Raw genomic sequence first — 21,679 nt, forward strand, 5'->3', positions numbered from 1 at the left:
GCAGTAATGTTAGAAGAATTTGATGTCAGCAATCTTTCCTTGCTTGATTTATTCAACATGGAAGTAAAAGCTCAAGTTGTGGTATTGAACGATCGCCTGTTGGCACTGGAGACAAAGCCCGATCCCCAACCAGAACTGGCAGCTTTAATGCGGGCAGCCCATTGCATCAAAGGCGCTGCGCGAATTGTCCAAATCGATCCGGTTGTCAACCTTGCCCACGTCATGGAAGACTGTTTTGTGGCGGCTCAAGAGGGAAAAGTTACCTTAACTGCCGATCGCATTGATGTATTGTTGCAAGGGGTAGATATGCTCCTGCGAATAGCGGAAACGGTTACAGCCAACCCAAATTTGCAGGTGTTAGAAGATGTTGGCATTCAATCATTGGTGAGTGCGATCGCTAATATCTTAACTTTAGAAGCAACCTCTACAGAAATTCATCCCCTAGTAACAACAGCGCAGTTAGAAGACAACCAACAGACAACCCTTATTTCTCCATCCCCATTAGAAGAACTGGGCATCACCCAAAATCGGGCGGTGCGAATGAGTACTGAAAATCTGAATCGCTTAATGGGTTTAGCAGGAGAGTCTTTAGTTGAAGCGAATTTATTAGAACCATTTGCTAACTCTTTGCTGAAACTGAGAAGCAATCAGGGGGAATTGTCCAACCTGCTGGAGAAGTTGCAGGAGTTATTGGGCAACTATCATCTGGATCGGCAAATTAAGGAAACCTTGAGTGCAACTCATCAAAAAGCTAACGAATGTTACCAGATGATGAGCGATCGCCAAAACGAACTAGAACAATTTTCTCAGCGTTCTGCTAACCTTGCCCAGCGCCTATATCAAGAAGTTATTGCTACTCGAATGTGTTCCTTTGCGGATGGGGGACAGGGATTTCCGCGAATGGTGCGCGACTTAGCTAGACAATTGAGTAAACGGGTGAAACTGGAAATCGTTGGTAAGTCTACTTTGGTAGATCGAGATATTCTAGAACGTCTGGAAGCTCCGTTGACTCATATCCTGCGGAATGCGATCGATCATGGCATTGAATTGCCCCAGGAACGTCTAGCAGCAGGAAAGCCAGAAGAAGGAATTATTCGGATTGAAGTTACCCATCGCGCCGGAATGCTGTTTATCACCGTTGCAGATGATGGGCGGGGAATCGATATCGAGTTTTTGCGCCAAGTTATCATCGGCAAACAACTGACAAACCCGGAAATGGCAGCCCAACTTACCGAAGTTGAATTGATGGAGTTCCTGTTTTTACCTGGTTTCTCCACAACCCAGACTGTAACTGAAATTTCGGGTAGAGGTGTGGGGCTGGATATCGCCCATAGCACAGTGCGGGAAGTTGGCGGCACGCTGCGGGCGGTTTCTGTGTTGGGAAGGGGTATGACCTTTCACTTGCAGTTACCATTGACGTTATCTGTGATTCGCACCCTGTTGGTGGAAATTGCTGGCGAACCTTATGCTTTTGGACTGACACGCATTGAAGAGGTGTTGATATTATCGAAGTCTAAGATTGCTGTATCGGAAAATCGCCCATTTTTCGTCATAAATAATCAACCTGTGGAGTTGATTTTAGCAAGTCAAGTTTTAGAGTTAGCCTCGCCTGCGGTGAATATAGAATCGCTATCAGTGATTGTAATTAGCGATCGCTTCAATCGTTATGGATTAGTTGTAGATCGGTTTCTCGGCGAGTGCAATTTGGTTGTCCGCCCCCTAGATCCCCGCCTTGGTAAAGTCCCGAATATTAGCGCCGCCGCCCTGATGGATGATGGTTCCCCGGTGTTGATTGTCGATGTTGAAGATTTGGTACGTTCCATTGCTAAAGTATTTTCCAGTGGACAACTTTCTCAGGTAAATCAGTCTGCTCATCAGGCAGTTACCAAAACTTACAAGCGAGTATTAGTAGTGGATGATTCAATAACTGTGCGCGAAATGGAGCGCAAACTTTTGGAAAACAATGGTTACAAAGCTGAAGTGGCGGTTAATGGCATTGATGGTTGGAATGCAATCCGCAGTGGCGATTATGACTTGGTAGTGACAGATATTGATATGCCCCGGATGAACGGCTTTGAACTCACCAGCCAGATAAAAACTCATGCCAAGTTGAAGCAAATACCTGTGATTATCGTTTCTTACAAAGACCGGGAAGAAGACCGACTGCAAGGGTTAGAAGCAGGTGCAGACTACTACTTAACTAAGAGCAGCTTTCATGACGACACTCTGTTAAAGGCGGTGATTGATTTAATTGGAGAGGCTTGATAATAATTCGTAATTACCAAATTTCATCACCTTGAAAGGGCTGAATCTAGAACTTACGCATTGACAAAAAATCTCATCCATCTCCCTGTACTGTCTGTCTAGTAATCAGGATTCTTGCCGAATTTTGTTTCTGATAAAAAGTTGTTCTGCATTAAGTAGGATGACCAGTAGCCCTATAGATGATCTGGCGATTACCGGAGTTGCCCAGTTGTGATTCACCAGGTCGGGGATGGTTATAACAAGCATGAATGCAATGAGGAATATCGGTATAATCATGACAATATTCCGATCCCAAGCAGGTTTATCGCGCAGTCTCGCTTCGCTTTGTAGTACGCGATTACGCCAAAATGGAAAAGTACTTAGGACAGAAGTAAGGTATAACAGTCCAGCATTAATTAGCAGAATTGTTTTAAGGTTTGGAGCGATGTCAGAATGTCCAAGGAAGATCGCTGTTAGGCAAGCTCCTGCTGCTAAATACAGAAAAGTAAACAGGGTAAAGTGCTTCATTGGTTACTCCTTGTGCTTTATAAACTGGAGTTTAGACTATATGGCAAAGGCATCTAAATTATATAGGACTAGCCCTTTCAAAATGACGAGCAAAGATACGTTGTTTCAGTGCTACCATTTTGAATCCTCCGCTCAGATTTTGGGCTTTTTGAATGTTGAAATTACCAATTTTCGTTTCAAATTTCACCACCTTGAAAGGGCTGATTCTAGATTTAATCTGGGTTTCTATCTGTTGTATTTGTCGCGTTATTTTGGAGAAATGCCATAACTTGTGAGAATTGCGATCGCTAACGATATGTTCATGGCTGTAGAGGCACTGCGGCGGGCTGTGGTAAAAATACCAGGTTACAAGCTGGCGTGGGTTGCCTACGATGGTGCGGAAGCTGTGAGCAAGTGTGCGGCTGATACTCCTGACTTGATTTTGATGGATGTGCTGATGCCCAGTATGGATGGAGTAGAAGCTACACGGCATATCATGAGGCAATCTCCCTGCGCGATTGTGATGGTAACAGCTAGCGTTAATCGCTATGCAGCCAAGATTTTTGAAGCAATGGGCTATGGAGCCTTAGATGCCATCAATACGCCAATCTTAGGTGATGATGGGCTACTAAATAAAATTGCCACGATCGCCCGCTTAATTGGCAAATCTTCACATCGGCGATCGCCGCCTGTCCATCACTCAAAATCACTTCCACCTCTAATCGTTATCGGGGCTTCCACTGGTGGGCCCCAGGCATTGAAAACTATTCTCTGCCAATTTCCTCAAGACTTTCCGGCGGCGGTGGTTATTGTTCAGCATATAGATGCCCAATTTGTTCAAAGTTTAGCCGCTTGGTTGAATGAGCAAATTCCTCTACCTGTGCAACTAGCGATCGCAAACTCTACACCACAGCCTGGTAAAGTTCTGCTTGCTGGCACAAACCATCATTTAGTGATGCGTCCCGACCTCACCATTGGCTATGACAAAGAACCACTACATTTTTTCTATCGTCCATCAGTTGATGTTTTCTTCAAGAGTGTGGCTAAAAATTGGACTGGAAAGGGGGTTGGGGCGTTGCTGACGGGGATGGGTGGAGATGGCGCTCAAGGCTTAAAACAATTGCGCGAAGCAGGTTGGCATACTATTGCTCAAGACCGCAAAACTTGCGTTGTTTATGGTATGCCGAAAGTAGCAGTGGAATTAAAAGCTGCGGTGGAGGTTTTGCCAGTTGAGGCGATCGCATCAGGCTGCATCAATTTTACGGGAAAATACTTAATTAAATAGCAAAGTTTATATCACGGCAATGCACATATTTGTGTTAAGGCAAATACTTAAAATATCTTTACGAAGTATTTCAAAACACTAATACAATGATTTACTGAGATATAATTGCGACAATCAGAACTTAGTATATTTAACTTATTAGTTTGTAGTCGTGAAAACAAAGACCTATTTAGAGGTGCTAAATGAACCCGCAAGAAACAGCACTCTTACAAATATCTCAAAAGACAGAAAGATTATCACCAAAGTGGAGTGAACCACAAACCCCACAAGCTATGCCATTTATTCTGGATGCCAAAATATCCACAGTCAGACTTTTGCTAATTGACGATCAGGTAATTATCAGCGAAGCCTTCCGTCGGATGGTTGCGACAGAAACAGATATTTCCCTTCACTACACAAGCAATCCAGCTAAAGCTATTCAAGATGCGATCGCCATAGAACCAACGGTGATCTTTTTGGATATGATCATGCCAGATATCGATGGATTAATGTTACTGCGTTGGTTTCGCTCTCATCCAGTAACTCGTGATATTCCTATCGTCATGCTATCCAGTAAAGAAGAAGCAAAGTTGAAAGCCGATGCTTTTGCTGAGGGTGCAAATGACTACCTAATTAAGTTACCTGATGCAGTTGAGTTAATTGCCCGCATTCGTTATCATTCCAAAGCTTACAATAATCTCAAAGCACTCACTACTGCAACTGCTACTGCCCAACTTCAAGCCCAACAGTTAGAAAATACCTTACGAGAATTACAAACTACCCAAGTTCAATTGATCCAGACAGAGAAAATGTCTAGCTTGGGCCGGATGGTTGCAGGATTAGCGCACGAAATTAATAATCCTGTTAATTTTATTCACGGGAATTTTAATCATCTTAATAACCATGTAAACTGTCTTTTAAATTTAATCCAACTATATCAACAAGAACATCCAGATTCGTATTCTTTATTTGAAGAAAAGTTTGGTGACTTTAATATTGATTTTATCATCGATGATTTACCAAAAATTCTTTCATCCATGAGGATAGGAACCGATCGGATTCGTGACATCGTACTATCGCTAAAAAACTTTTCTCGACTCGATCAGTCAGAGAAAAAAGCTGTGAATATTCATGAAGGTATTGAAAGTACTTTATTACTTTTAAATCATCGACTACAACCAAAAATCGAAATTATAAAAAAATATGGAAATCTCCCACCAGTTCAATGTTATCCAGCACAACTAAACCAAGTATTCATGAATATCCTTAGTAATGGCATTGATGCTTTACTAGAGCTAGATAATCAGATCCAAAAGCAAATTGTGATTCAGACTGAAGTAACTAAATTAGAAACAGTGATAATTACATTCAGAGATAACGGTGATGGAATAGATGCGGAGATTAAAAGCAAGATATTCGATCCTTTCTTTACAACTAAACCTATCAACAAAGGAACGGGACTAGGTTTAGCAATTAGCCATCAAATTATTCAGAAACATCAGGGAAATATCCAGCTAAAGTCTGAACTTGCTCGTGGAGCAGAATTTACGATCGAAATTCCAATAGCATTACCTGTTAATAATAAAAGCAACACTTAAATTAAGATTTAATCGGAGAATTATTCTCCAAGATGTTTATTCATCTTTCAACAAAGATTTACTTATAAGTTAATAAATTTATAATCCACTTAAATGCGATCGCAGTTTTTTATAGTAATCCATAATTTATATCATCGAATCTTGATGATGAATTATGAATCATTTGCTACCATTTGCGTGCATAGGATGAGTAACGCTAGTGTTAAAAGAATCGTGCAAAGTAAAACCCTCATCCCAGAAGTCGAGTAGGAAGCTAGAATGGCAATTCCAAAAAAACAAGTAAAATCTAATATAGATATTTTAGATAATAGACGCACCCAAACTCGCATCCAAGTTCGCATTCCTAAAGATTTGCATGAGGAACCAGTCATTTCACGACTGGTTTCTCACTATGGGGTCACAATCGTTATTGCTGATGCTCAGGTAAGCACAAACGTACCACAATATAGCTGCTTCGACTTGGAACTACAAGGTACTACTTCCCAAATAGAAAGCGCCTTAACTTACCTGGATGAACTGGATTTAGAAGTTTTGCACCAATCCAGCCCTGAAGAAGATGGTTGGTAAATTGAGTGCTTAGTCCTGAGTTATGAGTGCTGAGTCAAAAACACTCAGCACTCAGCACTCAGCACTCGTTGCTGATTTTAGGCCATTTGATTTTCAATCGCCCACCGCGCTAGTTCAGTGCGATTGTGGAGATTAGTTTTGCCCAACATATTGGACACATGGCTTTCAACCGTGCGCTGACTAACATTGAGTTCTTCAGCAATTTCACGGTTAGCTAAACCCCTAGCAACAAACTGAACTACTTTCAGTTCGGTTGGGGTTAATTGCACATCGAAGGGAACCTGGATACGGGAACCGTTTTCGCCTCCTTTTGCTTGGTGTTCTTTCCAACGGATAGTTTGTTTCAGCGAGGACTCAACTTGCGCTACGAGTTCTTCTGGTTCAAAGGGCTTGACCATATAAACATCAGCACCTTTGTTCAGACCTTTAACTCGGTCTGCACTTTGTCCCTTAGCTGAAAGGAAAAGAACCGGAATCCAGCTGGTGCGTTCGTTTTGCCGGACTTGTTCCACAAAAGTATATCCGTCCATTTCCGGCATCATCACATCGCAGATGATCATGTCTGGAACATCTTGCTCTAAAATTTCCAGAGCTTCACGTCCATTTTCAGCGGTGATGACTTCATATCCCCGGAATTCTAAGTAATCCTTCACCAGCAAGATGAGGTTAGGGTCATCATCAATCAATAGAAGTCGTTTGTGATCTTTCATGCTGGGCTCTTTCATAGCAGTGGCACTTGTCGCGCTTCGGTCCATCAAAGTCTTGAATATTTATCCTCTATGGTGGGTTATTCGAGATGTTGTCCTTTTTCCTACTTAACTTGCCTTTGCTGTCTCGAAGTCTCAAAAATGCCGAGCACTTTCAATAGACTAGTAGCTCGATAGCAAAAGTCCAGCAAGGATACGTATAGCAGTAGTATCTATAATGCGCTATTATATATCGCTTTGAAAGTGGCAGGGTAAAAAACACTGATTAAATAATAATCTTTCGGACTCACAAGTAAGTATTGGCTTAAAGATGACCCTACCTCAAAACCAACCCGCACTTTCTTAAAGCTTACTGCTATACCATATCCTTTGGTTGTTAAGCCTCTATGAGGTGTTCACAAGAAACTAGGGAAGTTTCTGGCAAAAGATGGATTGAAAACGCATATTCTTCTACCACCTTATTGCCTATTCAGTGTTCTCGGACGATCCGCAGAGTAACTTCCGGGTTTGCTTGGCGATACCAGACACCATCAGCGTAAATCACCATTATGGATCTAGAACCAGAAACACGCAAGCAGTTGGCTTTAGTTTTATAGACGCAAATAGAATGACTTTAGTACGGCTCATCGAGTTTTAAATCTTTAAGTCGCTTTTTTAAGTAATCCCAGAATTCCAGACTAGCTCGTTTTGAGTAGCAATTGCCTGGTCAGCGCAAATAAATAAAAATGTCTCGCTGAATTTTTGCAAGTCCTAAACTTTCTACACAATTACTCAGGGTCTTATGTTCCAAAGATTGAGTTTTTTGGGAATTTCATGGTTGGACTGGATCGCTGTCACTGTATTGTTACTCATCAAGCGGCTCCCTGATTACACTTCCATAACAATTTGCAAGCTTTGCAAATAAAGTTGACTGGAGAGTAGGGAATGGGGAATAGGGAAGAATTTTCATAACTCTTAATTCTCCACTCCCTACTCTCTTCGTAACTTACAGAACAAAACCCGCAAGGTATAAATAATTAAGCATTTATACTTAAGTACATCTATGACCTTCTAGTTCGGGAACCCGTACTCAAGGCATTCTTGCCATTGGACGCCACTTTTCGGTAAATTAGCACTCAGGAGTTGAGAGTGCTAAACTCTGGAGAAAATAATTATGGCAGCTTTATCTTTAAGCGTTTCTACAGTTAAACCTTTAGGCGATCGCGTTTTCGTAAAAGTGAACGCCTCTGAGGAAAAGACCGCTGGTGGTCTGTATTTGCCCGATACCGCCAAGGAAAAGCCCCAAGTAGGGGAAGTAGTGGCCCTTGGTCCTGGCAAGCGTAATGACGATGGAAACCGTCAGGAATTGGAAATCAAAGTCGGCGATAAGGTGCTGTACTCTAAGTACGCTGGCACTGACATCAAGCTCGGCACTGAAGAATATGTACTGCTTTCTGAAAAAGATATTTTAGCAGTTGTTATCTAGTGGTCATTGGTCATTAGTCATTAGCCAATGACAAAGGACAAAGGACAAATGACAAATGACGAAGAACAAAAGACAAATGACAAAGGACAACTAACAATAAATTATGGCAAAGCGCATTATCTACAACGAAAACGCCCGTCGCGCCTTGGAACGAGGCATTGACATCCTGGCTGAGGCTGTAGCTGTTACCCTTGGCCCCAAAGGTCGTAACGTAGTCCTAGAAAAGAAATTTGGCGCACCGCAAATTGTTAATGACGGTGTAACGATCGCCAAAGAAATCGAATTAGAAGACCATATTGAAAACACTGGTGTAGCCCTGATTCGTCAAGCTGCTTCTAAGACCAATGATGCTGCGGGCGATGGTACTACCACCGCTACCGTTTTAGCTCATGCGATCGTCAAAGAAGGCTTGCGGAACGTTGCAGCTGGTGCTAACGCAATTTCCCTGAAGCGCGGTATTGACAAAGCTACTGGCTTCCTCGTAGAAAAAATTGCTGAACACGCCCGTCCAGTGGAAGATTCCAAAGCCATTGCCCAAGTTGGTGCGATCTCGGCTGGTAATGACGAAGAAGTTGGTCAGATGATTGCCCAAGCAATGGATAAAGTGGGTAAGGAAGGCGTAATTTCCCTAGAAGAAGGGAAATCTATGTTCACCGAGTTGGAAATCACTGAAGGGATGCGCTTTGATAAAGGCTACATCTCTCCTTATTTCGCTACCGACGCTGAACGGATGGAAGCTGTTTTTGATGAGCCTTTTCTACTGCTGACCGATAAGAAAATTGCTTTGGTACAAGACCTCGTACCAGTTTTAGAGCAAGTAGCTCGTGCTGGTCGTCCTTTGGTGATTATCGCCGAAGATATTGAAAAAGAAGCTTTGGCAACCTTGGTAGTAAACCGTTTGCGCGGTGTACTCAACGTGGCTGCTGTTAAGGCTCCTGGCTTTGGCGATCGCCGCAAAGCACTATTAGAAGACATCGCCGTTTTAACCGGTGGTCAACTAGTTACCGAAGATGCTGGTTTGAAGCTAGATAACACCAAGCTGGATAGCTTGGGTAAAGCTCGCCGGATCACCATCACCAAGGACAGCACCACAATTGTTGCCGAAGGTAACGAAGCTGCTGTTAAGGCTCGTGTAGAACAGATTCGTCGTCAAATCGATGAAACCGAATCTTCTTACGACAAAGAGAAATTACAAGAGCGTCTTGCTAAACTCTCTGGTGGTGTTGCTGTAGTGAAAGTGGGTGCAGCGACCGAAACCGAAATGAAAGACAAGAAGTTGCGCCTAGAAGACGCTATCAACGCCACCAAAGCTGCTGTGGAAGAAGGTATTGTTCCCGGCGGTGGTACAACTCTGGCTCACCTTGCTCCTGAATTGGAAGAGTGGGCAAAGAGCAACCTTAAGGATGAAGAGTTGATTGGTGCGTTGATTGTCGTTCGTGCCTTACCCGCACCTCTGAAGCGGATTGCTGAAAACGCTGGTCAGAATGGTGCTGTTATTGCTGAACGGGTCAAAGAGAAGGATTTCAACATTGGCTACAATGCTGCAACCAACGAGTTTGTTGATTTGTTAGCTGCTGGTATTGTTGACCCTGCGAAAGTGACTCGTTCTGCTCTGCAAAACGCTGCTTCTATCGCTGGTATGGTGTTGACAACCGAATGTATTATAGTTGACAAGCCTGAACCAAAAGATAGCGCTCCTGCTGGCGCTGGTGCTGGTGGCGGCGACTTCGATTACTAATACTTTGTAGTTACATAATAAAACAGCTGCTTCCCTTGAGGAGGCGGCTGTTTTTTTGTGTTAGGAGAGGAAGAAGAGTACCCTGACTTTTCACGGTATGTGGAAAACCTCTCTCTAAATCTCTCTCCTAAAAGGAGAGAGACTTTGAATTTTCCCCCTTCCCGCGTCGGGAAGGGGGTTAGGGGGTTAGGCTTTTCGTGCGCTTTTCCACATAACGTGAAAAGTCAGAACACAGAACAGTACCCAGCCGAGTTTGTCCGTTGGTTACTTGGGGTAGAGGTGCAAGAAAGAAATTGAAGTCTTAAAAACGGAACTCACGCTTGAACCAATTCGCGCGGATTCTGTGACATTTTTGCAAGCAGCTAACCAAATTTTGCACATTGAATTTCAAACTTTGGCGAAATCTAATCCGGCGCTTAATTTCCGAATGCTTGATTATTCTGTGAGATTGAAGCGTCAGTACCGTTGTTCTGTAGTGCAAGTGCTAATCTCTTTGCAAGAAATTACTAACGAAATCGTTTTTACTGAAGAATATCGGGACAACATGACAATTCACCAATATCAGGTTGTTCGCCTTTGGGAGCAAGATTCAACACTATTTTTAGTTAATCCGGCGCTGTTACCTTTAGCAAGTTTGACGCGAACTGACTCGCCATAAAGTTTACTGGCACAAGTAGCTGAACAAGTCACTACAATTCCAGATAGAGAGGAGCGACAAAATATTGCGGATTGTGTAGAAATTCTGGCGGGTTTGCGGTTTGACAAGGATTTGGTTCGTCAATTTTTACGGGAGGATATTATGAAAGAGTCTGTAATTTATCAAGATATCGTTCAAAAAGAAGCATTTAAATTGATAAGTCGTCTACTTAAACGGCGTTTTGGTGATATTAATGGATCATTACTTGAGCAGGTTCGGAATTTATCTGCTGAACAGTTAGAAAATTTGGGAGAGGCTTTGTTGGATTTTTCGGAAATTGCTGATTTAGTAGCTTGCTTAGAGCAGCAATAGAGGAATTAATAAAACTGCATCATATTTTAGAGATTGAGGCTGCAAGTAGTTTTCCGCTTTTATCTTGAGCTTGCAGTTTTTGAATAATATGCTCAATAATAATATTCAAATCCTTCCGGCGGCGCATAGAGCGTTTCGGGTCAAGTTGACCGTGTTTCAATAATTCTCTAACCTGTTCTCCTAGCTCAGTTAAGTAAAACCTCAGTTGTTCTTCACCCTGTTCGCGTAAAATTTGCCGACATTCAGTTAGGATAATATCACCATTTTCAAGAGTTTTACTAGCCTCTGATTGCTTTGGTGTTGCTTCGGATGAATCTTTACTTTTTTGAGCTTTTAAACTGTTAGTTAGACATTTTTCTACAGCCTTAGCCAGTTTTGGATCGGATTCTATAACTTCTGCGATCGCTCTTAATAAATCTGCTATTTGTGATGCTTCCATTATCTACCTACTCTCTGTATAAATTCTTTAGTTAATTTCACCATAGAATCATGAGAATCATCATATTTTTGTTTATATGTCAAATAATTATTCAATTCTAACCCTTCTGCAATTTTTGCTCTTTCTAAAATTTTGGTTTCAAAAACTTGTGGATAGAAAGGGTTAACAATAATAGAGTTTAAATTTTCACTTTGGGCTATTGTTCGGTTGTAACGAGAAATTAATGTTCCAACTGCTTTTAAGTTATGTACATAATCTCTATTAAACTTTTCAATGTGTTCAAGTAATAAATCTAATCCATGAATTGACATTCGGTTTGGTACACAAGGGATTATACAAGCATGGCTAGCTAGAAATGCACTTTTAACTACTGTGTTAATATTCGGAGCGCAGTCTATTAAAATATAATCATAATTATTTAGTAAGGGTTTTATGATTGTACGAATAAGTTCAACAGGTTTAAAGTTAAAAGAATAATAACCTGATGGCAATTCTTCCTGAATTTCAAATAGTCTTGGGCTGCTAGGTATCAGATGTAAGTGGGCAAAAGAATTCCCGTTCCTAACATTTGAAACATTGTGTTTAACTATAAAATTTTCATTTTTAACATTTTCTAAAAAATATTCAGGATCTTTAAATAGATAAGGCAATGTCAATTTTTTACTTTCAAATTCTTTTTCCCAAACCTCTTCTGACATTAAAGCACTAGTCAAATTACTTTGAGGATCAAGGTCAATAGCAAGTACACGCTTTTTGTACATGGTATCGCCGGCTAAATATTCCGCTAATGCCATGACGATGGTAGTTTTGCCAACTCCACCTTTGAGGTTGCAAATGCTTATCACTTTAGCTGTCATAATTTCTGGTAGATTGACGCATTTCATAGGCTACAGCTCTATGTTTCCCTGGAAATATGCCCAACTAACAGGTTCATTTCCACTTTTACATAAAAACCCATGAGCCAAATTAATCCTGAAACAACCCCCTTACATACCTTAAACCCACTCAACCGATTTTCTGAGAGAGCAGATGATTATGTAAAATATCGACCAAGTTACCCCGCAGATGCAATTGATATTATCTTGGAAGGATTAGGTGAAAATTCACAACTCGTAGCAGCAGATATTGGTGCAGGTACAGGAATTGCTTCAAGATTGTTAGCTGAACGGGGAGTTAATGTCATAGCCATAGAACCAAACGCGGCGATGCGAAAAGCTGCTAAACCACATCCTTTGATAGAGTTTCGTGATGGAACAGCAGAAGTTACCCAACTACCTGAGAAATCGGTTGATTTAGTTACTTGTTTTCAAGCTTTCCACTGGTTCAATCCCGAACCAACTTTATTGGAATTCCACCGCATTTTAAAACCATCAGCACGCTTGGCTGTGGTGTGGAATAACCGCGATCGAGAAGATGCGTTAACTACAGAATATAGCCGAATAGTCCGCGAAGCATCTAATAATCACCCAGCAGAATCTCGAATGCAGTCGGTAGAGCCATTGTTAGTAACTCCCCATTTTATTAACATCCGTGAATATAATTTTACTTATAGACAACAGTTAGATTTAAGTGGACTTATTGGCAGAGCAATGAGCGTTTCTTACCTTCCGCGTGAAGGCTCGGCATACGAACAGCTTATTGATAATTTTCAAGAATTATATCAGCGCTTTCGTGATGAAAGTGGTTTTATCTATATGGTCTATCGCACTAGCGTACACCTTAGTGAAGTAATTTAAAAATAAAAATGGGAATCATAAGAAGTAGGGTGCGTTAATTCACTCTCAATAAATATCAGGATTCACATGGCACAACCAAAATATGAAGGTTATTGCGAATGCACTCCTACGAAATTAGTCCGAGAAAAATTTGGAGATGTCAATGTTTATGCCCAAAACGCTAAATCACTCTTAACAAAAGCTACTGGTTTTATTGGTAATTATGATTTTACTCTAAATCCTTACAGGGGATGTCAATACGGTTGTAGTTATTGCTATGCTGCTGCATTTACCCCTAATGCTCAAATGCGCCAAGATTGGGGTAAATGGGTAATTTTTAAGGAAAATTCTGCTGAAGTTTTAGCGAAAGAATTAAAAAAATGGTATGAAAAAAATTCCCAGACTCCTCCTAGTATATATATGAGTAGCGTTACCGATCCTTATCAACCACTTGAGTCTAAACATCAATTGACTCGTCGGTTGTTGGAGGTAATGCTTGATGTGGGGATTGACGGTTATCCAACTCCAACCTTGGTGATTCAAACTCGTAGCCCAATTATTGTTAGAGATATTGATTATTTACAACGATTTAAGCGATTGCGAATTAATATGAGCATTCCCACTGGAAGCGAATTAGTGAGAAAGGATTTTGAACCGCGATCGCCCAGTATTAAAGCTAGACTAAATGCTATCAATAAAATAAAACAAAGTATTAATTATTATAAAGGTTTTGTTCCTAAAATTTCTATTACTATTACCCCTTTACTTCCTACTTTAGCAACTGATGAAGCTGCTTTTATTGAAAAAATAGCCATTGCTGATAGGATTGTAATTCAAGCTTTTCATGCTAGCCACAGTCGTTCTCTCATAGCATCAACTCGCCAAGAAGCTGAAGAAATTAAGCAAAAATACTCTTGGTGGTATGAAGATGAGAAATTAAACTATATTAAATTTAAGAAAAAGTTAGTTTCTCGGCTTCCATTTGTAGAAATTATGGAAGGCAAAGAAGGATTTGGTTATGAATAATCCTATCATAAATTGGTGGCGAAGTCAGCAGTTAAAATTATCTTTAAAAAGCGGGAATATCCGACGTGCAACGCAATTATTGCAAGAGATTCAAAAATCAGGTGCAAGATTCTCATGGTTAGAAAAACTATTTAGGGATAAACTTCAACTTGAACGTTATTCCCAAGAATACAAACGACAAGCAGAAACTTTAAGTAAACAATTAACAGAAGCATCCCAACCAAAAGATAATCTCATATTAATGCCAGATGAGGAATTTGTTAAATATATCTATAAAAATTTTAATTTAATTCAGCACGATGAATATAAATTGCAATCTACTGGTATTGATGAACGGATATTTGATGATTTTGAATCAAGTTTAGTTGAATATCTTAAAGAAGAATTTAGTAAGATTTCTGATAAACAGTTATTTATTAAGTTAGAAGACGCTCTTGAGGATATTAATAACTTAAAAATTGGACAAGATCCAGACTACCATTTTAGTCTAACTCCTCATGTCTACTTTATGAAGTATTTTTTAGAAAATGTATATTGTGTATATTGTATATATTTAGCTTGGTTTCTCATTTACCAGGATGCTTTACTACCAAGTAAGGTTAATATTCTTGATATTGCAGCAGGCCCAGGAACAGTTGCCTATGGTTTAGCTTTATTTCTCCAAAGTAGTAGCGGTTTTTTTCATATCCCGCAAATGCACATATCTTACTACTCTTTAGAAAAACAAGATGCCTTCCAATTTCGTGGACTTCAGTTTTGGCGACGATATATAGAATCACGTCTAACCCCAGTAAATGCTTTCTTCCGCTTTGTTACTACTGATATTTTTACTTGGAAAACTCAGTCGAATAATCTACCCAAAGATTTTTTCGACTTTATCGTAATTTCCCACTGCTTCTTTATAGATAAAGCCAAGAGGGTTGAAACTAATAATACTTACAAGCAAATATTTGCCACTAGCTTAAAAACATCAGGCTATATTCTACTAATTGTACAAGATAAGAAATTATTCAAAACTTATGACGTTCACCAAGTTCAAAACCAAGAGCAAGAAAAAAATGTAATGGATAAATTTCTAGCAGAACTTGGATTAGAGTTAGTCTGGTATAAATATCTAACCTCAACAGATTCAAGAATACCTTTATCCGGTATTGAATTTGGTAAGTTTGCTCGAGAAAAATTACCAAAACAACTGTATATGAGTCCAATACTTCAGCAGTATTTTGGTCAGAAGCATCAGTTACACTATACATTAGATGATTATGTAATCTTGGCGAGAAAATAATGATAAATTGCAGATAAAGTATCAGAAAACGTATTAAATAAATATAAGATATGTGAACTTTAATCTTGAATTTATAAATGGCCTGCAATCCGCAAATAGCAGAAGGTTGGCATGGCAAACTTAATTTAGTCTATGCCGATCGCCAGGGTAAAACCCAATTAATTTACAATCGCCAACAAGCGCCCCTGAAGGTACAACGCCCATTTTACCCAGAAGGAGAAATTTGTCATAGCGTAATTTTACACACAGCTGGGGGAATGGTGGGAGGCGATCGCTTATCCTCTAACATCCACCTCCAACCCCAAGCCCAAGCCTTAATCACTACTGCTGCTGCAAGCAAAATATATCGCAGCAATAGGTTACAAGCAAGACAAACCATCCAAATGCAAGTTGACGCTGGTGCTTGTTTAGAATGGTTGCCGCAAGAGACAATTTTATTTAACGACGCGATTTATCGGCAAGATTTACGGGTAGAATTAGCAACCGGGGGCAGTTGGTTAGGCTGGGAAATTACCCGATTTGGTCGCAGTGCTAGAGGAGAAAAATTCTTGCAAGGGGAATGGCGATCGCACACGGAAATTTGGCAGCAAGGTATTCCTTTATGGATTGATCGGCAATGGTTACGGGGTAGCGAAGAAACTTTTCACAGTCCCCACGGCTTGGCTGGAAAACCACTAGTAGGTAGTCTAGTTTGGGTTGGTGGCGCAGTTTCAGCAGAAATTGTCCAAAAAGCGCGAAGTTTGTGGGATGGGGAAGGAGAAGCGGGTGTTAGCCGATTACAACATGGATTATTGTGTCGATATCGCGGCGCTGCTACATCTGAAGTGAGAAACTGGTTTATTGATGTTTGGCAGATGCTGCGAGTTTCTTTCTTGAATCGTGGTAATTGTATACCAAGAGTGTGGCAGGTTTAAACGAACCGCCAAGACGCCAAGAACGCCAAGAGGAAGATAAGAATGCAACTTACGCCGCAGGAAAAAGATAAGCTATTAATTTTTACTGCTGCTTTATTAGCAGAAAGACGTAAAGGAAGGGGTTTAAAACTGAATTATCCTGAAGCGATCGCTTATATTTCTGCTGCAATTTTAGAAGGTGCAAGAGATGGGCAAACTGTAGCTGAATTGATGAGTTATGGTACAACTCTATTGACGCGGGATGATGTCATGGAAGGTATACCTGAAATGGTGCATGACGTACAGGTAGAAGCTACTTTTCCTGATGGCACAAAGTTAGTAACAGTACATAATCCAATTCGTTAAGTTTGGAATGAATTTATTATGATTCCTGGGGAAATTATCACACCAGCAGGTGAAATTGAACTAAATGTTGGTCGTCCAACTGTAAAGTTGCAAGTTTCAAATATAGGCGATCGCCCCATACAAGTTGGTTCTCACTTTCACTTTTATGAAGTTAACACAGCCTTAAACTTTGACAGAGAACAAGCGCGAGGAATGCGCCTCGATATCCCCGCAGGAACAGCAGTTCGCTTTGAACCAGGCGACGAAAAAGAAATAACTCTAATCCCCCTCGTTGGTACTCGCCAAGTCTACGGCTTCAACGCCAAAATTAACGGAAACCTCTAAAAACCTCCGCGTACCTCTGCGCTTCCCTCAGCGTCCCTTTGCGTTAAAAAAAAGGATTTTATATGCCTTACAGAATGGATCGCCGCGCCTATGCCGAAACCTATGGCCCAACAATAGGCGATCGCATCCGACTTGCAGACACTGAATTATTTATTGAAGTTGAACAAGATTTCACCACCTACGGTGATGAAGTAAAATTCGGCGGCGGTAAAGTCATCAGAGACGGAATGGGACAATCCCCCATTTCTAACACCGATGGTGCTGTAGATTTAGTAATTACTAATGCCTTAATTCTCGATTGGTGGGGTATTGTCAAAGCGGATATTGGCATTAAAGATGGCAAGATTTTCAAAATTGGTAAAGCCGGAAATCCTTATATTCAAAATAATGTAGATATTATTATTGGCCCCGGTACTGAAGCCTTAGCCGGTGAAGGAATGATTCTCACTGCTGGCGGTATTGATGCCCATATTCATTTTATTTGTCCCCAACAAATTGAAGTGGCGATCGCTTCTGGTATTACCACCATGATCGGCGGCGGTACTGGCCCAGCTACGGGTACAAATGCCACTACCTGCACCCCCGGCCCTTGGAATATTTACCGAATGTTGCAAGCTGCTGATGCTTTTCCCGTCAACTTAGGATTTTTGGGCAAAGGTAACGCTAGTCAATCCCAAGGACTTGTAGAACAAGTAGCCGCCGGTGCAATGGGGTTAAAACTTCATGAAGACTGGGGAACCACACCCGCAGCAATTGATACTTGCCTCAGTGTTGCTGATGAATATGATGTGCAAGTAGCGATTCATACTGATACGCTGAACGAAGCCGGATTTGTCGAAGATACGATCGCCGCTTTCAAGAATCGTACCATTCATACCTACCACACCGAAGGCGCAGGCGGGGGACACGCACCAGATATCATCAAAGTTTGCAGCCAAGCTAATGTTCTGCCATCTTCCACCAATCCCACACGTCCTTACACCCTCAACACCTTAGACGAACACCTGGATATGTTGATGGTATGCCATCATCTTGACCCTGCGATCGCTGAAGATGTCGCTTTTGCCGAATCTCGCATCCGTCGAGAAACCATTGCTGCGGAGGACATTTTGCACGACTTAGGCGCATTTAGCATGATTTCTTCCGACTCCCAGGCGATGGGAAGGGTAGGCGAAGTGATAATTCGCACCTGGCAGACATCTCACAAAATGAAGGTGCAACGGGGAACTCTTAACGCACAAGGAAATGAGCAAAAAGCAGATAATTTTCGTGCAAAAAGGTATGTTGCTAAGTATACTATTAACCCAGCGATCGCTCACGGAATTGCTGAATATGTGGGTTCAGTGGAAGAGGGAAAATTAGCAGATTTATGTTTGTGGCGTCCTGCATTTTTTGGCGTGAAACCAGAAATAGTGATTAAAGGCGGAATGATTGCATGGTCGCAAATGGGCGATGCTAACGCCAGTATTCCCACACCGCAACCAGTGTATATGCGACCGATGTTTGGTAGTTTTGCAGGGGCGCGTCATGCCACATCATTAACTTTTGTTTCCCAAGCAGCTTTAGAGAAAGAAATTCCCAGCCAGCTAGGTTTACAAAAGGCAGCAGTTGCAGTTTCTGGGACACGCCAATTGAGTAAGCGAGATATGAAGCTGAATGATGCACTACCCCAGATTGAAGTAGATTCAGAAACATACCAAGTTAGGGCCGATGGTGAGTTGCTGATTTGTGAACCTGCGACAGTTTTACCAATGGCACAGAGGTACTTTTTGTTTTAATTCATCACGAACCAATCTACTGAATTCAGAAGTTACCAAGAAGAAATTCTCGAAACTCTTAGAGACGCGGTTTGGAGAAGTGCCAAGCTTAATTATCGAGTTTGTTAATGGAATTAATAATTCATCTGTGCTGAGAAAGCTGGTCGAAATAGCGATCGCAATTCCTTCCACAGCAGAGTTTCAGCAAGTTTTAGATAATCTCGCTTCTGGAGAATAAGCGAAATCGCCTACTTTGTGGTGAAAGTGCGATCGCAATTCTTTCCACAGTAGAACTTCAGCAAGTTTTGAATAGGATTACCTCAGAGCAATAAATGCGATCGCTCTCATGCATGAACATAACAGACTGACGTATTAGCATTGCAAGTCGATGCAATAACATTGCAGTAGCTTGTACTTATTGAAGTTGACTATTTTTAAATTCACTTATCGGTAACACTAAAGTATTTTCAATTTCCTGCCTCACCTCACGACTGACATAACAATCACTATTGAGGCAATCTAGCAATAAATTGTTAGCTTCATAATAAGATGATAACAATTGATGTTGATAATCGTTTAATTCCAAACTGTAACAAATTTTTCTATATTTAATTGCTAAATGTCTTAATTTTATTTCGGATTCAGGAGGCAGATTATCTCTTCCATCTTCCCAATTTGTTTGAGTTTCTAATTGAATAACTTGCTCTTGTAAATCTTGAAGTGCTTTTCGTAATTCAGGTTGAATATAAAGATTTAACTCTAAAATCCAAGTTAATGCTTCGTGGCAATTTGAGTTAGAAGTTTCAATTATATCGGTAAGCCAATGATCCAAGAAAAGCTCTTCCTCAAGTTCCATGCTACTAAGATTGAAACCAAGAGCAGAGGCAAGATTATAGTCTAAGGAATCGAGTACATAATCATAACCAAAGAAAAGAAGATGTTCAAAGTAAAAACACCTAATTGTTGATAAATTCAATCTAGATTTTATGGATAAAGATTTTTCATATATTTTCACCAAAAAAGCCTGTAAATACTCATCATTAGAGATAATTACATCAATTCAGCTTTTACTGGATCGCTTAACCGGAACCAGTTTTGAGCAAAAATGGCGATTTGCTCCTCGTCAAAATCTGCCACTTCTACCTCTGTGAACCTTTCAAAGGTGTATTCTTTAGCAGCTATCCGGCAGGTAATGACAAACTCATTGTTATGAAACTGATCGGCAATATCTCTAATTTGCCGTAAGACACGCTTTGTATCTTCCTCTCGGACTTCATCCAAGCCATCCAATAAAACCAATACTTTACCGTGTCTCAAAAGCTGGCCTGCTTTAACGCTGGCATCCTGTACTCCACAAAGTGCCAATTTTTGAGCAATATATTCCCACAAATCTGGCTGTTTGGGCGTTTCTGCAAAATCTTTAAGGGTAATAAATAAGGGAAATCGATTTGTCAAATACCGCCCTTCAATACATTGCATCGCTAGATACTTCAAAAATGTACTCTTTCCTGCGCCTGGTTTACCCAAGACCATCAGTTTGTTATGTCGCTGTACTGCTTCCAGTCCTGGTATTCGCTTCTCTTTAACCTTGTTAAGTCCAAACCGCTCAAAGTCATTTGGGTCAGAGTCTTGCAGCAGTTCAGAGATATCTAGCCGCCTGCGTCCGGTGATTTTTTCCAAAATGTTGACATTAGTATAAATACCCCCTTCACCCGTTAACTCTATTGGCTGGGGCATATCTAGTACCCGCATGGTTCCACACTTTTCTTTGATGCTGGGTTTAATCTTTTCCCGGATTTCTTGAACTAGAGCATCAATATCATCCTCTGCAATGTCAGCAGTTGGGCTACCAGAAGGTTTCTGCTGTGAGTATCGCTTTTGAAGATATTCCCGCAAGCGGCTTTCTTTCACAGGCCCACTGCCGCAAATACTGAACTTTTTGTAAATCCCCGTTAGAAAACTGCTGAGATTGCTGTTAGAGATGTTAAGCGCTTGTGCAACTTGAACTCGACTCTTGCCATTACCAAAGATTTCTAAAAAGACTGCCTTTTCTCGGTTTGACAATTCGCTGTATTGCTCTAGTTGTGTCAGGAAGTCTCTTGGTAACGACATATACCTAGTGTGAAATCGCCTTAAAGTTCAGTCTAGCTTGCGTTTGCAGAGATTGGCGGCTAGTAAAGGTATGTCAAGACAAGTCAATCTAAGTCACAACAAGTCAAATAAATAACTACAAGGCAAAATTGCGACATTGAACTCAGTCAAGTAACTGAGGCGATCGCAATGTTAGAAATATTAATTACTCTGATTCTCAAGAAATCTGTTGAAGTTATCCTAGTGCTACTGCTGAAAAAAATCTGGTCATGGCTGCTGAGGGATGAAAGCTTCCAACGCCTTAACCACTTTCTGAAAATGCAGATTCTTGCATTCTATCTGGATTGGATTTTACTCAAAACATCTCTAAAATTTCTGCCGGAGCCAGCAAAAGAGAATGATTGACACACATTTGGCTAGTTTTGGTGAGGGAAGCAAGGGTTTTCTCTATGGTCTTACTTTGAAAACAAATTGCACAGAATGCTTAACAGGGATTATTCTACATACGGGAAAGCTCACTCTACCATAAGAAGTATGTTGCCTTAATAAAGTCAGAAGGCACTCTTAGTCTTGGGCGATCGCCTACACAATTATATCTCCAGCTCCCTACCGAAACCGATACATCAAAGACTACATAAGTCATTCAAGCATTTGCTGTATCTAAAGCTAAAATTCTACCAGCCA

General features: G+C 40.8%; 21 protein-coding genes and 1 pseudogene. 16 read left to right on the forward strand and 6 right to left on the reverse strand.

The features are described from left to right. Window positions 1–6 precede the first annotated feature (6 nt). Window positions 7–2,265 carry a hybrid sensor histidine kinase/response regulator gene (locus AC1F2U_RS01725; RefSeq protein WP_480259560.1) on the forward strand — a complete coding sequence of 753 codons (2,259 nt, stop codon included), beginning with the start codon at window positions 7–9 and terminating at the stop codon, window positions 2,263–2,265. 105 nt (window positions 2,266–2,370) lie between these two features. On the opposite strand, the gene AC1F2U_RS01730 is transcribed toward AC1F2U_RS01725, so the two are convergent. Further along, on the reverse strand, window positions 2,371–2,772 hold the full coding sequence (locus AC1F2U_RS01730) for a hypothetical protein (protein ID WP_480259561.1): 402 nt from the start codon (window positions 2,770–2,772) through the stop codon (window positions 2,371–2,373). Window positions 2,773–3,043: 271 nt separating this feature from the next. Here AC1F2U_RS01730 and cheB point away from each other — a divergent pair, with 271 nt between their 5' ends. From cheB to AC1F2U_RS01745, 3 genes are all read left to right on the forward strand, one after another. Further along, window positions 3,044–4,036 (forward strand): chemotaxis-specific protein-glutamate methyltransferase CheB, encoded by a 993-nt coding sequence (gene cheB / locus AC1F2U_RS01735; RefSeq protein ID WP_480259562.1) that lies wholly within the window; start codon window positions 3,044–3,046, stop codon window positions 4,034–4,036. 182 nt (window positions 4,037–4,218) lie between these two features. After that, window positions 4,219–5,613, forward strand: coding sequence for an ATP-binding protein (locus tag AC1F2U_RS01740; protein ID WP_480259563.1), 1,395 nt, complete (start codon window positions 4,219–4,221; stop codon window positions 5,611–5,613). Window positions 5,614–5,871: 258 nt separating this feature from the next. Then, the gene (locus AC1F2U_RS01745; protein ID WP_480259564.1) at window positions 5,872–6,180 is read left to right on the forward strand and encodes an NIL domain-containing protein; all 309 of its coding nucleotides are present in this window, start codon (window positions 5,872–5,874) and stop codon (window positions 6,178–6,180) included. 77 nt (window positions 6,181–6,257) lie between these two features. Here AC1F2U_RS01745 and AC1F2U_RS01750 read toward each other — a convergent pair whose 3' ends face one another. Then, the gene (locus tag AC1F2U_RS01750) at window positions 6,258–6,935 is read right to left on the reverse strand and encodes a response regulator transcription factor (RefSeq protein WP_012407592.1); all 678 of its coding nucleotides are present in this window, start codon (window positions 6,933–6,935) and stop codon (window positions 6,258–6,260) included. A 1,105-nt stretch (window positions 6,936–8,040) separates the two neighbouring features. Here AC1F2U_RS01750 and groES point away from each other — a divergent pair. From groES to AC1F2U_RS01765, 3 genes and pseudogenes are all read left to right on the forward strand, one after another. Next, window positions 8,041–8,352 carry a co-chaperone GroES gene (gene groES / locus AC1F2U_RS01755; RefSeq protein WP_100898362.1) on the forward strand — a complete coding sequence of 104 codons (312 nt, stop codon included), beginning with the start codon at window positions 8,041–8,043 and terminating at the stop codon, window positions 8,350–8,352. 103 nt (window positions 8,353–8,455) lie between these two features. After that, the gene (gene groL / locus AC1F2U_RS01760; protein WP_480259565.1) at window positions 8,456–10,090 is read left to right on the forward strand and encodes a chaperonin GroEL; all 1,635 of its coding nucleotides are present in this window, start codon (window positions 8,456–8,458) and stop codon (window positions 10,088–10,090) included. A 216-nt stretch (window positions 10,091–10,306) separates the two neighbouring features. Further along, window positions 10,307–11,099: pseudogene (locus tag AC1F2U_RS01765) on the forward strand (Rpn family recombination-promoting nuclease/putative transposase). A gap of 19 nt (window positions 11,100–11,118) precedes the next feature. On the opposite strand, the gene AC1F2U_RS01770 reads toward AC1F2U_RS01765, so the two are convergent. Together AC1F2U_RS01770 and AC1F2U_RS01775 are read right to left on the reverse strand one after the other, a co-directional pair. Next, entirely contained in the window at window positions 11,119–11,538 is a 420-nt protein-coding gene (locus AC1F2U_RS01770; protein ID WP_480259566.1) for a hypothetical protein, read from the reverse strand. Beyond that, window positions 11,538–12,395, reverse strand: coding sequence for a ParA family protein (locus AC1F2U_RS01775; protein ID WP_480259567.1), 858 nt, complete (start codon window positions 12,393–12,395; stop codon window positions 11,538–11,540). Before AC1F2U_RS01775 ends, AC1F2U_RS01770 begins: the two co-directional genes overlap by 1 nt. A gap of 99 nt (window positions 12,396–12,494) precedes the next feature. Here AC1F2U_RS01775 and AC1F2U_RS01780 point away from each other — a divergent pair, with 99 nt between their 5' ends. From AC1F2U_RS01780 to AC1F2U_RS01815, 8 genes are all read left to right on the forward strand, one after another. Further along, window positions 12,495–13,274 (forward strand): class I SAM-dependent methyltransferase, encoded by a 780-nt coding sequence (locus tag AC1F2U_RS01780; RefSeq protein WP_480259568.1) that lies wholly within the window; start codon window positions 12,495–12,497, stop codon window positions 13,272–13,274. A 66-nt stretch (window positions 13,275–13,340) separates the two neighbouring features. Beyond that, window positions 13,341–14,279, forward strand: coding sequence for an SPL family radical SAM protein (locus tag AC1F2U_RS01785; RefSeq protein ID WP_480259569.1), 939 nt, complete (start codon window positions 13,341–13,343; stop codon window positions 14,277–14,279). Next, on the forward strand, window positions 14,272–15,564 hold the full coding sequence (locus tag AC1F2U_RS01790) for a photosystem II assembly protein (RefSeq protein ID WP_480259570.1): 1,293 nt from the start codon (window positions 14,272–14,274) through the stop codon (window positions 15,562–15,564). Before AC1F2U_RS01785 ends, AC1F2U_RS01790 begins: the two co-directional genes overlap by 8 nt. A 77-nt stretch (window positions 15,565–15,641) precedes the next feature. Next, window positions 15,642–16,478 carry an urease accessory protein UreD gene (locus AC1F2U_RS01795; RefSeq protein ID WP_480259571.1) on the forward strand — a complete coding sequence of 279 codons (837 nt, stop codon included), beginning with the start codon at window positions 15,642–15,644 and terminating at the stop codon, window positions 16,476–16,478. 42 nt (window positions 16,479–16,520) lie between these two features. Then, a complete protein-coding gene (gene ureA / locus AC1F2U_RS01800) occupies window positions 16,521–16,823 on the forward strand; it encodes an urease subunit gamma (protein ID WP_012407584.1) in 303 nt (100 codons plus the stop codon). An 18-nt stretch (window positions 16,824–16,841) separates the two neighbouring features. Then, window positions 16,842–17,147, forward strand: a complete 306-nt coding sequence (locus AC1F2U_RS01805) for an urease subunit beta (RefSeq protein WP_480259572.1) — start codon at window positions 16,842–16,844, stop codon at window positions 17,145–17,147. Window positions 17,148–17,209: 62 nt separating this feature from the next. Further along, a complete protein-coding gene (gene ureC, locus AC1F2U_RS01810) occupies window positions 17,210–18,925 on the forward strand; it encodes an urease subunit alpha (RefSeq protein ID WP_480259573.1) in 1,716 nt (571 codons plus the stop codon). Between the two features lie 79 nt (window positions 18,926–19,004). Further along, window positions 19,005–19,142: a hypothetical protein gene (locus AC1F2U_RS01815; RefSeq protein ID WP_480259574.1), complete on the forward strand. Its 138-nt coding sequence runs from the start codon at window positions 19,005–19,007 to the stop codon at window positions 19,140–19,142. A 177-nt stretch (window positions 19,143–19,319) separates the two neighbouring features. On the opposite strand, the gene AC1F2U_RS01820 is transcribed toward AC1F2U_RS01815, so the two are convergent. Both AC1F2U_RS01820 and AC1F2U_RS01825 read right to left on the reverse strand, forming a co-directional pair. Next, window positions 19,320–19,919, reverse strand: coding sequence for an NACHT C-terminal helical domain 2-containing protein (locus tag AC1F2U_RS01820; protein WP_480259575.1), 600 nt, complete (start codon window positions 19,917–19,919; stop codon window positions 19,320–19,322). Between the two features lie 35 nt (window positions 19,920–19,954). Beyond that, window positions 19,955–21,016, reverse strand: coding sequence for an NACHT domain-containing protein (locus AC1F2U_RS01825; RefSeq protein ID WP_480259576.1), 1,062 nt, complete (start codon window positions 21,014–21,016; stop codon window positions 19,955–19,957). Window positions 21,017–21,184: 168 nt separating this feature from the next. Here AC1F2U_RS01825 and AC1F2U_RS01830 point away from each other — a divergent pair, with 168 nt between their 5' ends. Beyond that, window positions 21,185–21,400, forward strand: coding sequence for a hypothetical protein (locus AC1F2U_RS01830; RefSeq protein WP_480259577.1), 216 nt, complete (start codon window positions 21,185–21,187; stop codon window positions 21,398–21,400). Window positions 21,401–21,679 lie beyond the last annotated feature (279 nt).

The sequence above is a fragment of the Nostoc sp. LEGE 12454 genome (assembly GCF_056620565.1).

Excerpts from the sequence above, each read along its gene's own strand:
- AC1F2U_RS01725 (WP_480259560.1), top strand. The coding sequence starts at position 7 with ATGTTAGAAGAATTTGATGTCAGCAATCTTTCCTTGCTTGATTTATTC.
- AC1F2U_RS01730 (WP_480259561.1), bottom strand. The coding sequence starts at position 2,772 with ATGAAGCACTTTACCCTGTTTACTTTTCTGTATTTAGCAGCAGGAGCT.
- AC1F2U_RS01740 (WP_480259563.1), top strand. The coding sequence starts at position 4,219 with ATGAACCCGCAAGAAACAGCACTCTTACAAATATCTCAAAAGACAGAA.
- AC1F2U_RS01745 (WP_480259564.1), top strand. The coding sequence starts at position 5,872 with ATGGCAATTCCAAAAAAACAAGTAAAATCTAATATAGATATTTTAGAT.
- AC1F2U_RS01750 (WP_012407592.1), bottom strand. The coding sequence starts at position 6,935 with ATGGACCGAAGCGCGACAAGTGCCACTGCTATGAAAGAGCCCAGCATG.
- groES (WP_100898362.1), top strand. The coding sequence starts at position 8,041 with ATGGCAGCTTTATCTTTAAGCGTTTCTACAGTTAAACCTTTAGGCGAT.
- groL (WP_480259565.1), top strand. The coding sequence starts at position 8,456 with ATGGCAAAGCGCATTATCTACAACGAAAACGCCCGTCGCGCCTTGGAA.
- AC1F2U_RS01770 (WP_480259566.1), bottom strand. The coding sequence starts at position 11,538 with ATGGAAGCATCACAAATAGCAGATTTATTAAGAGCGATCGCAGAAGTT.
- AC1F2U_RS01775 (WP_480259567.1), bottom strand. The coding sequence starts at position 12,395 with ATGACAGCTAAAGTGATAAGCATTTGCAACCTCAAAGGTGGAGTTGGC.
- AC1F2U_RS01780 (WP_480259568.1), top strand. The coding sequence starts at position 12,495 with ATGAGCCAAATTAATCCTGAAACAACCCCCTTACATACCTTAAACCCA.
- AC1F2U_RS01785 (WP_480259569.1), top strand. The coding sequence starts at position 13,341 with ATGGCACAACCAAAATATGAAGGTTATTGCGAATGCACTCCTACGAAA.
- AC1F2U_RS01790 (WP_480259570.1), top strand. The coding sequence starts at position 14,272 with ATGAATAATCCTATCATAAATTGGTGGCGAAGTCAGCAGTTAAAATTA.
- AC1F2U_RS01795 (WP_480259571.1), top strand. The coding sequence starts at position 15,642 with ATGGCCTGCAATCCGCAAATAGCAGAAGGTTGGCATGGCAAACTTAAT.
- ureA (WP_012407584.1), top strand. The coding sequence starts at position 16,521 with ATGCAACTTACGCCGCAGGAAAAAGATAAGCTATTAATTTTTACTGCT.
- AC1F2U_RS01805 (WP_480259572.1), top strand. The coding sequence starts at position 16,842 with ATGATTCCTGGGGAAATTATCACACCAGCAGGTGAAATTGAACTAAAT.
- ureC (WP_480259573.1), top strand. The coding sequence starts at position 17,210 with ATGCCTTACAGAATGGATCGCCGCGCCTATGCCGAAACCTATGGCCCA.
- AC1F2U_RS01825 (WP_480259576.1), bottom strand. The coding sequence starts at position 21,016 with ATGTCGTTACCAAGAGACTTCCTGACACAACTAGAGCAATACAGCGAA.
- AC1F2U_RS01830 (WP_480259577.1), top strand. The coding sequence starts at position 21,185 with ATGTTAGAAATATTAATTACTCTGATTCTCAAGAAATCTGTTGAAGTT.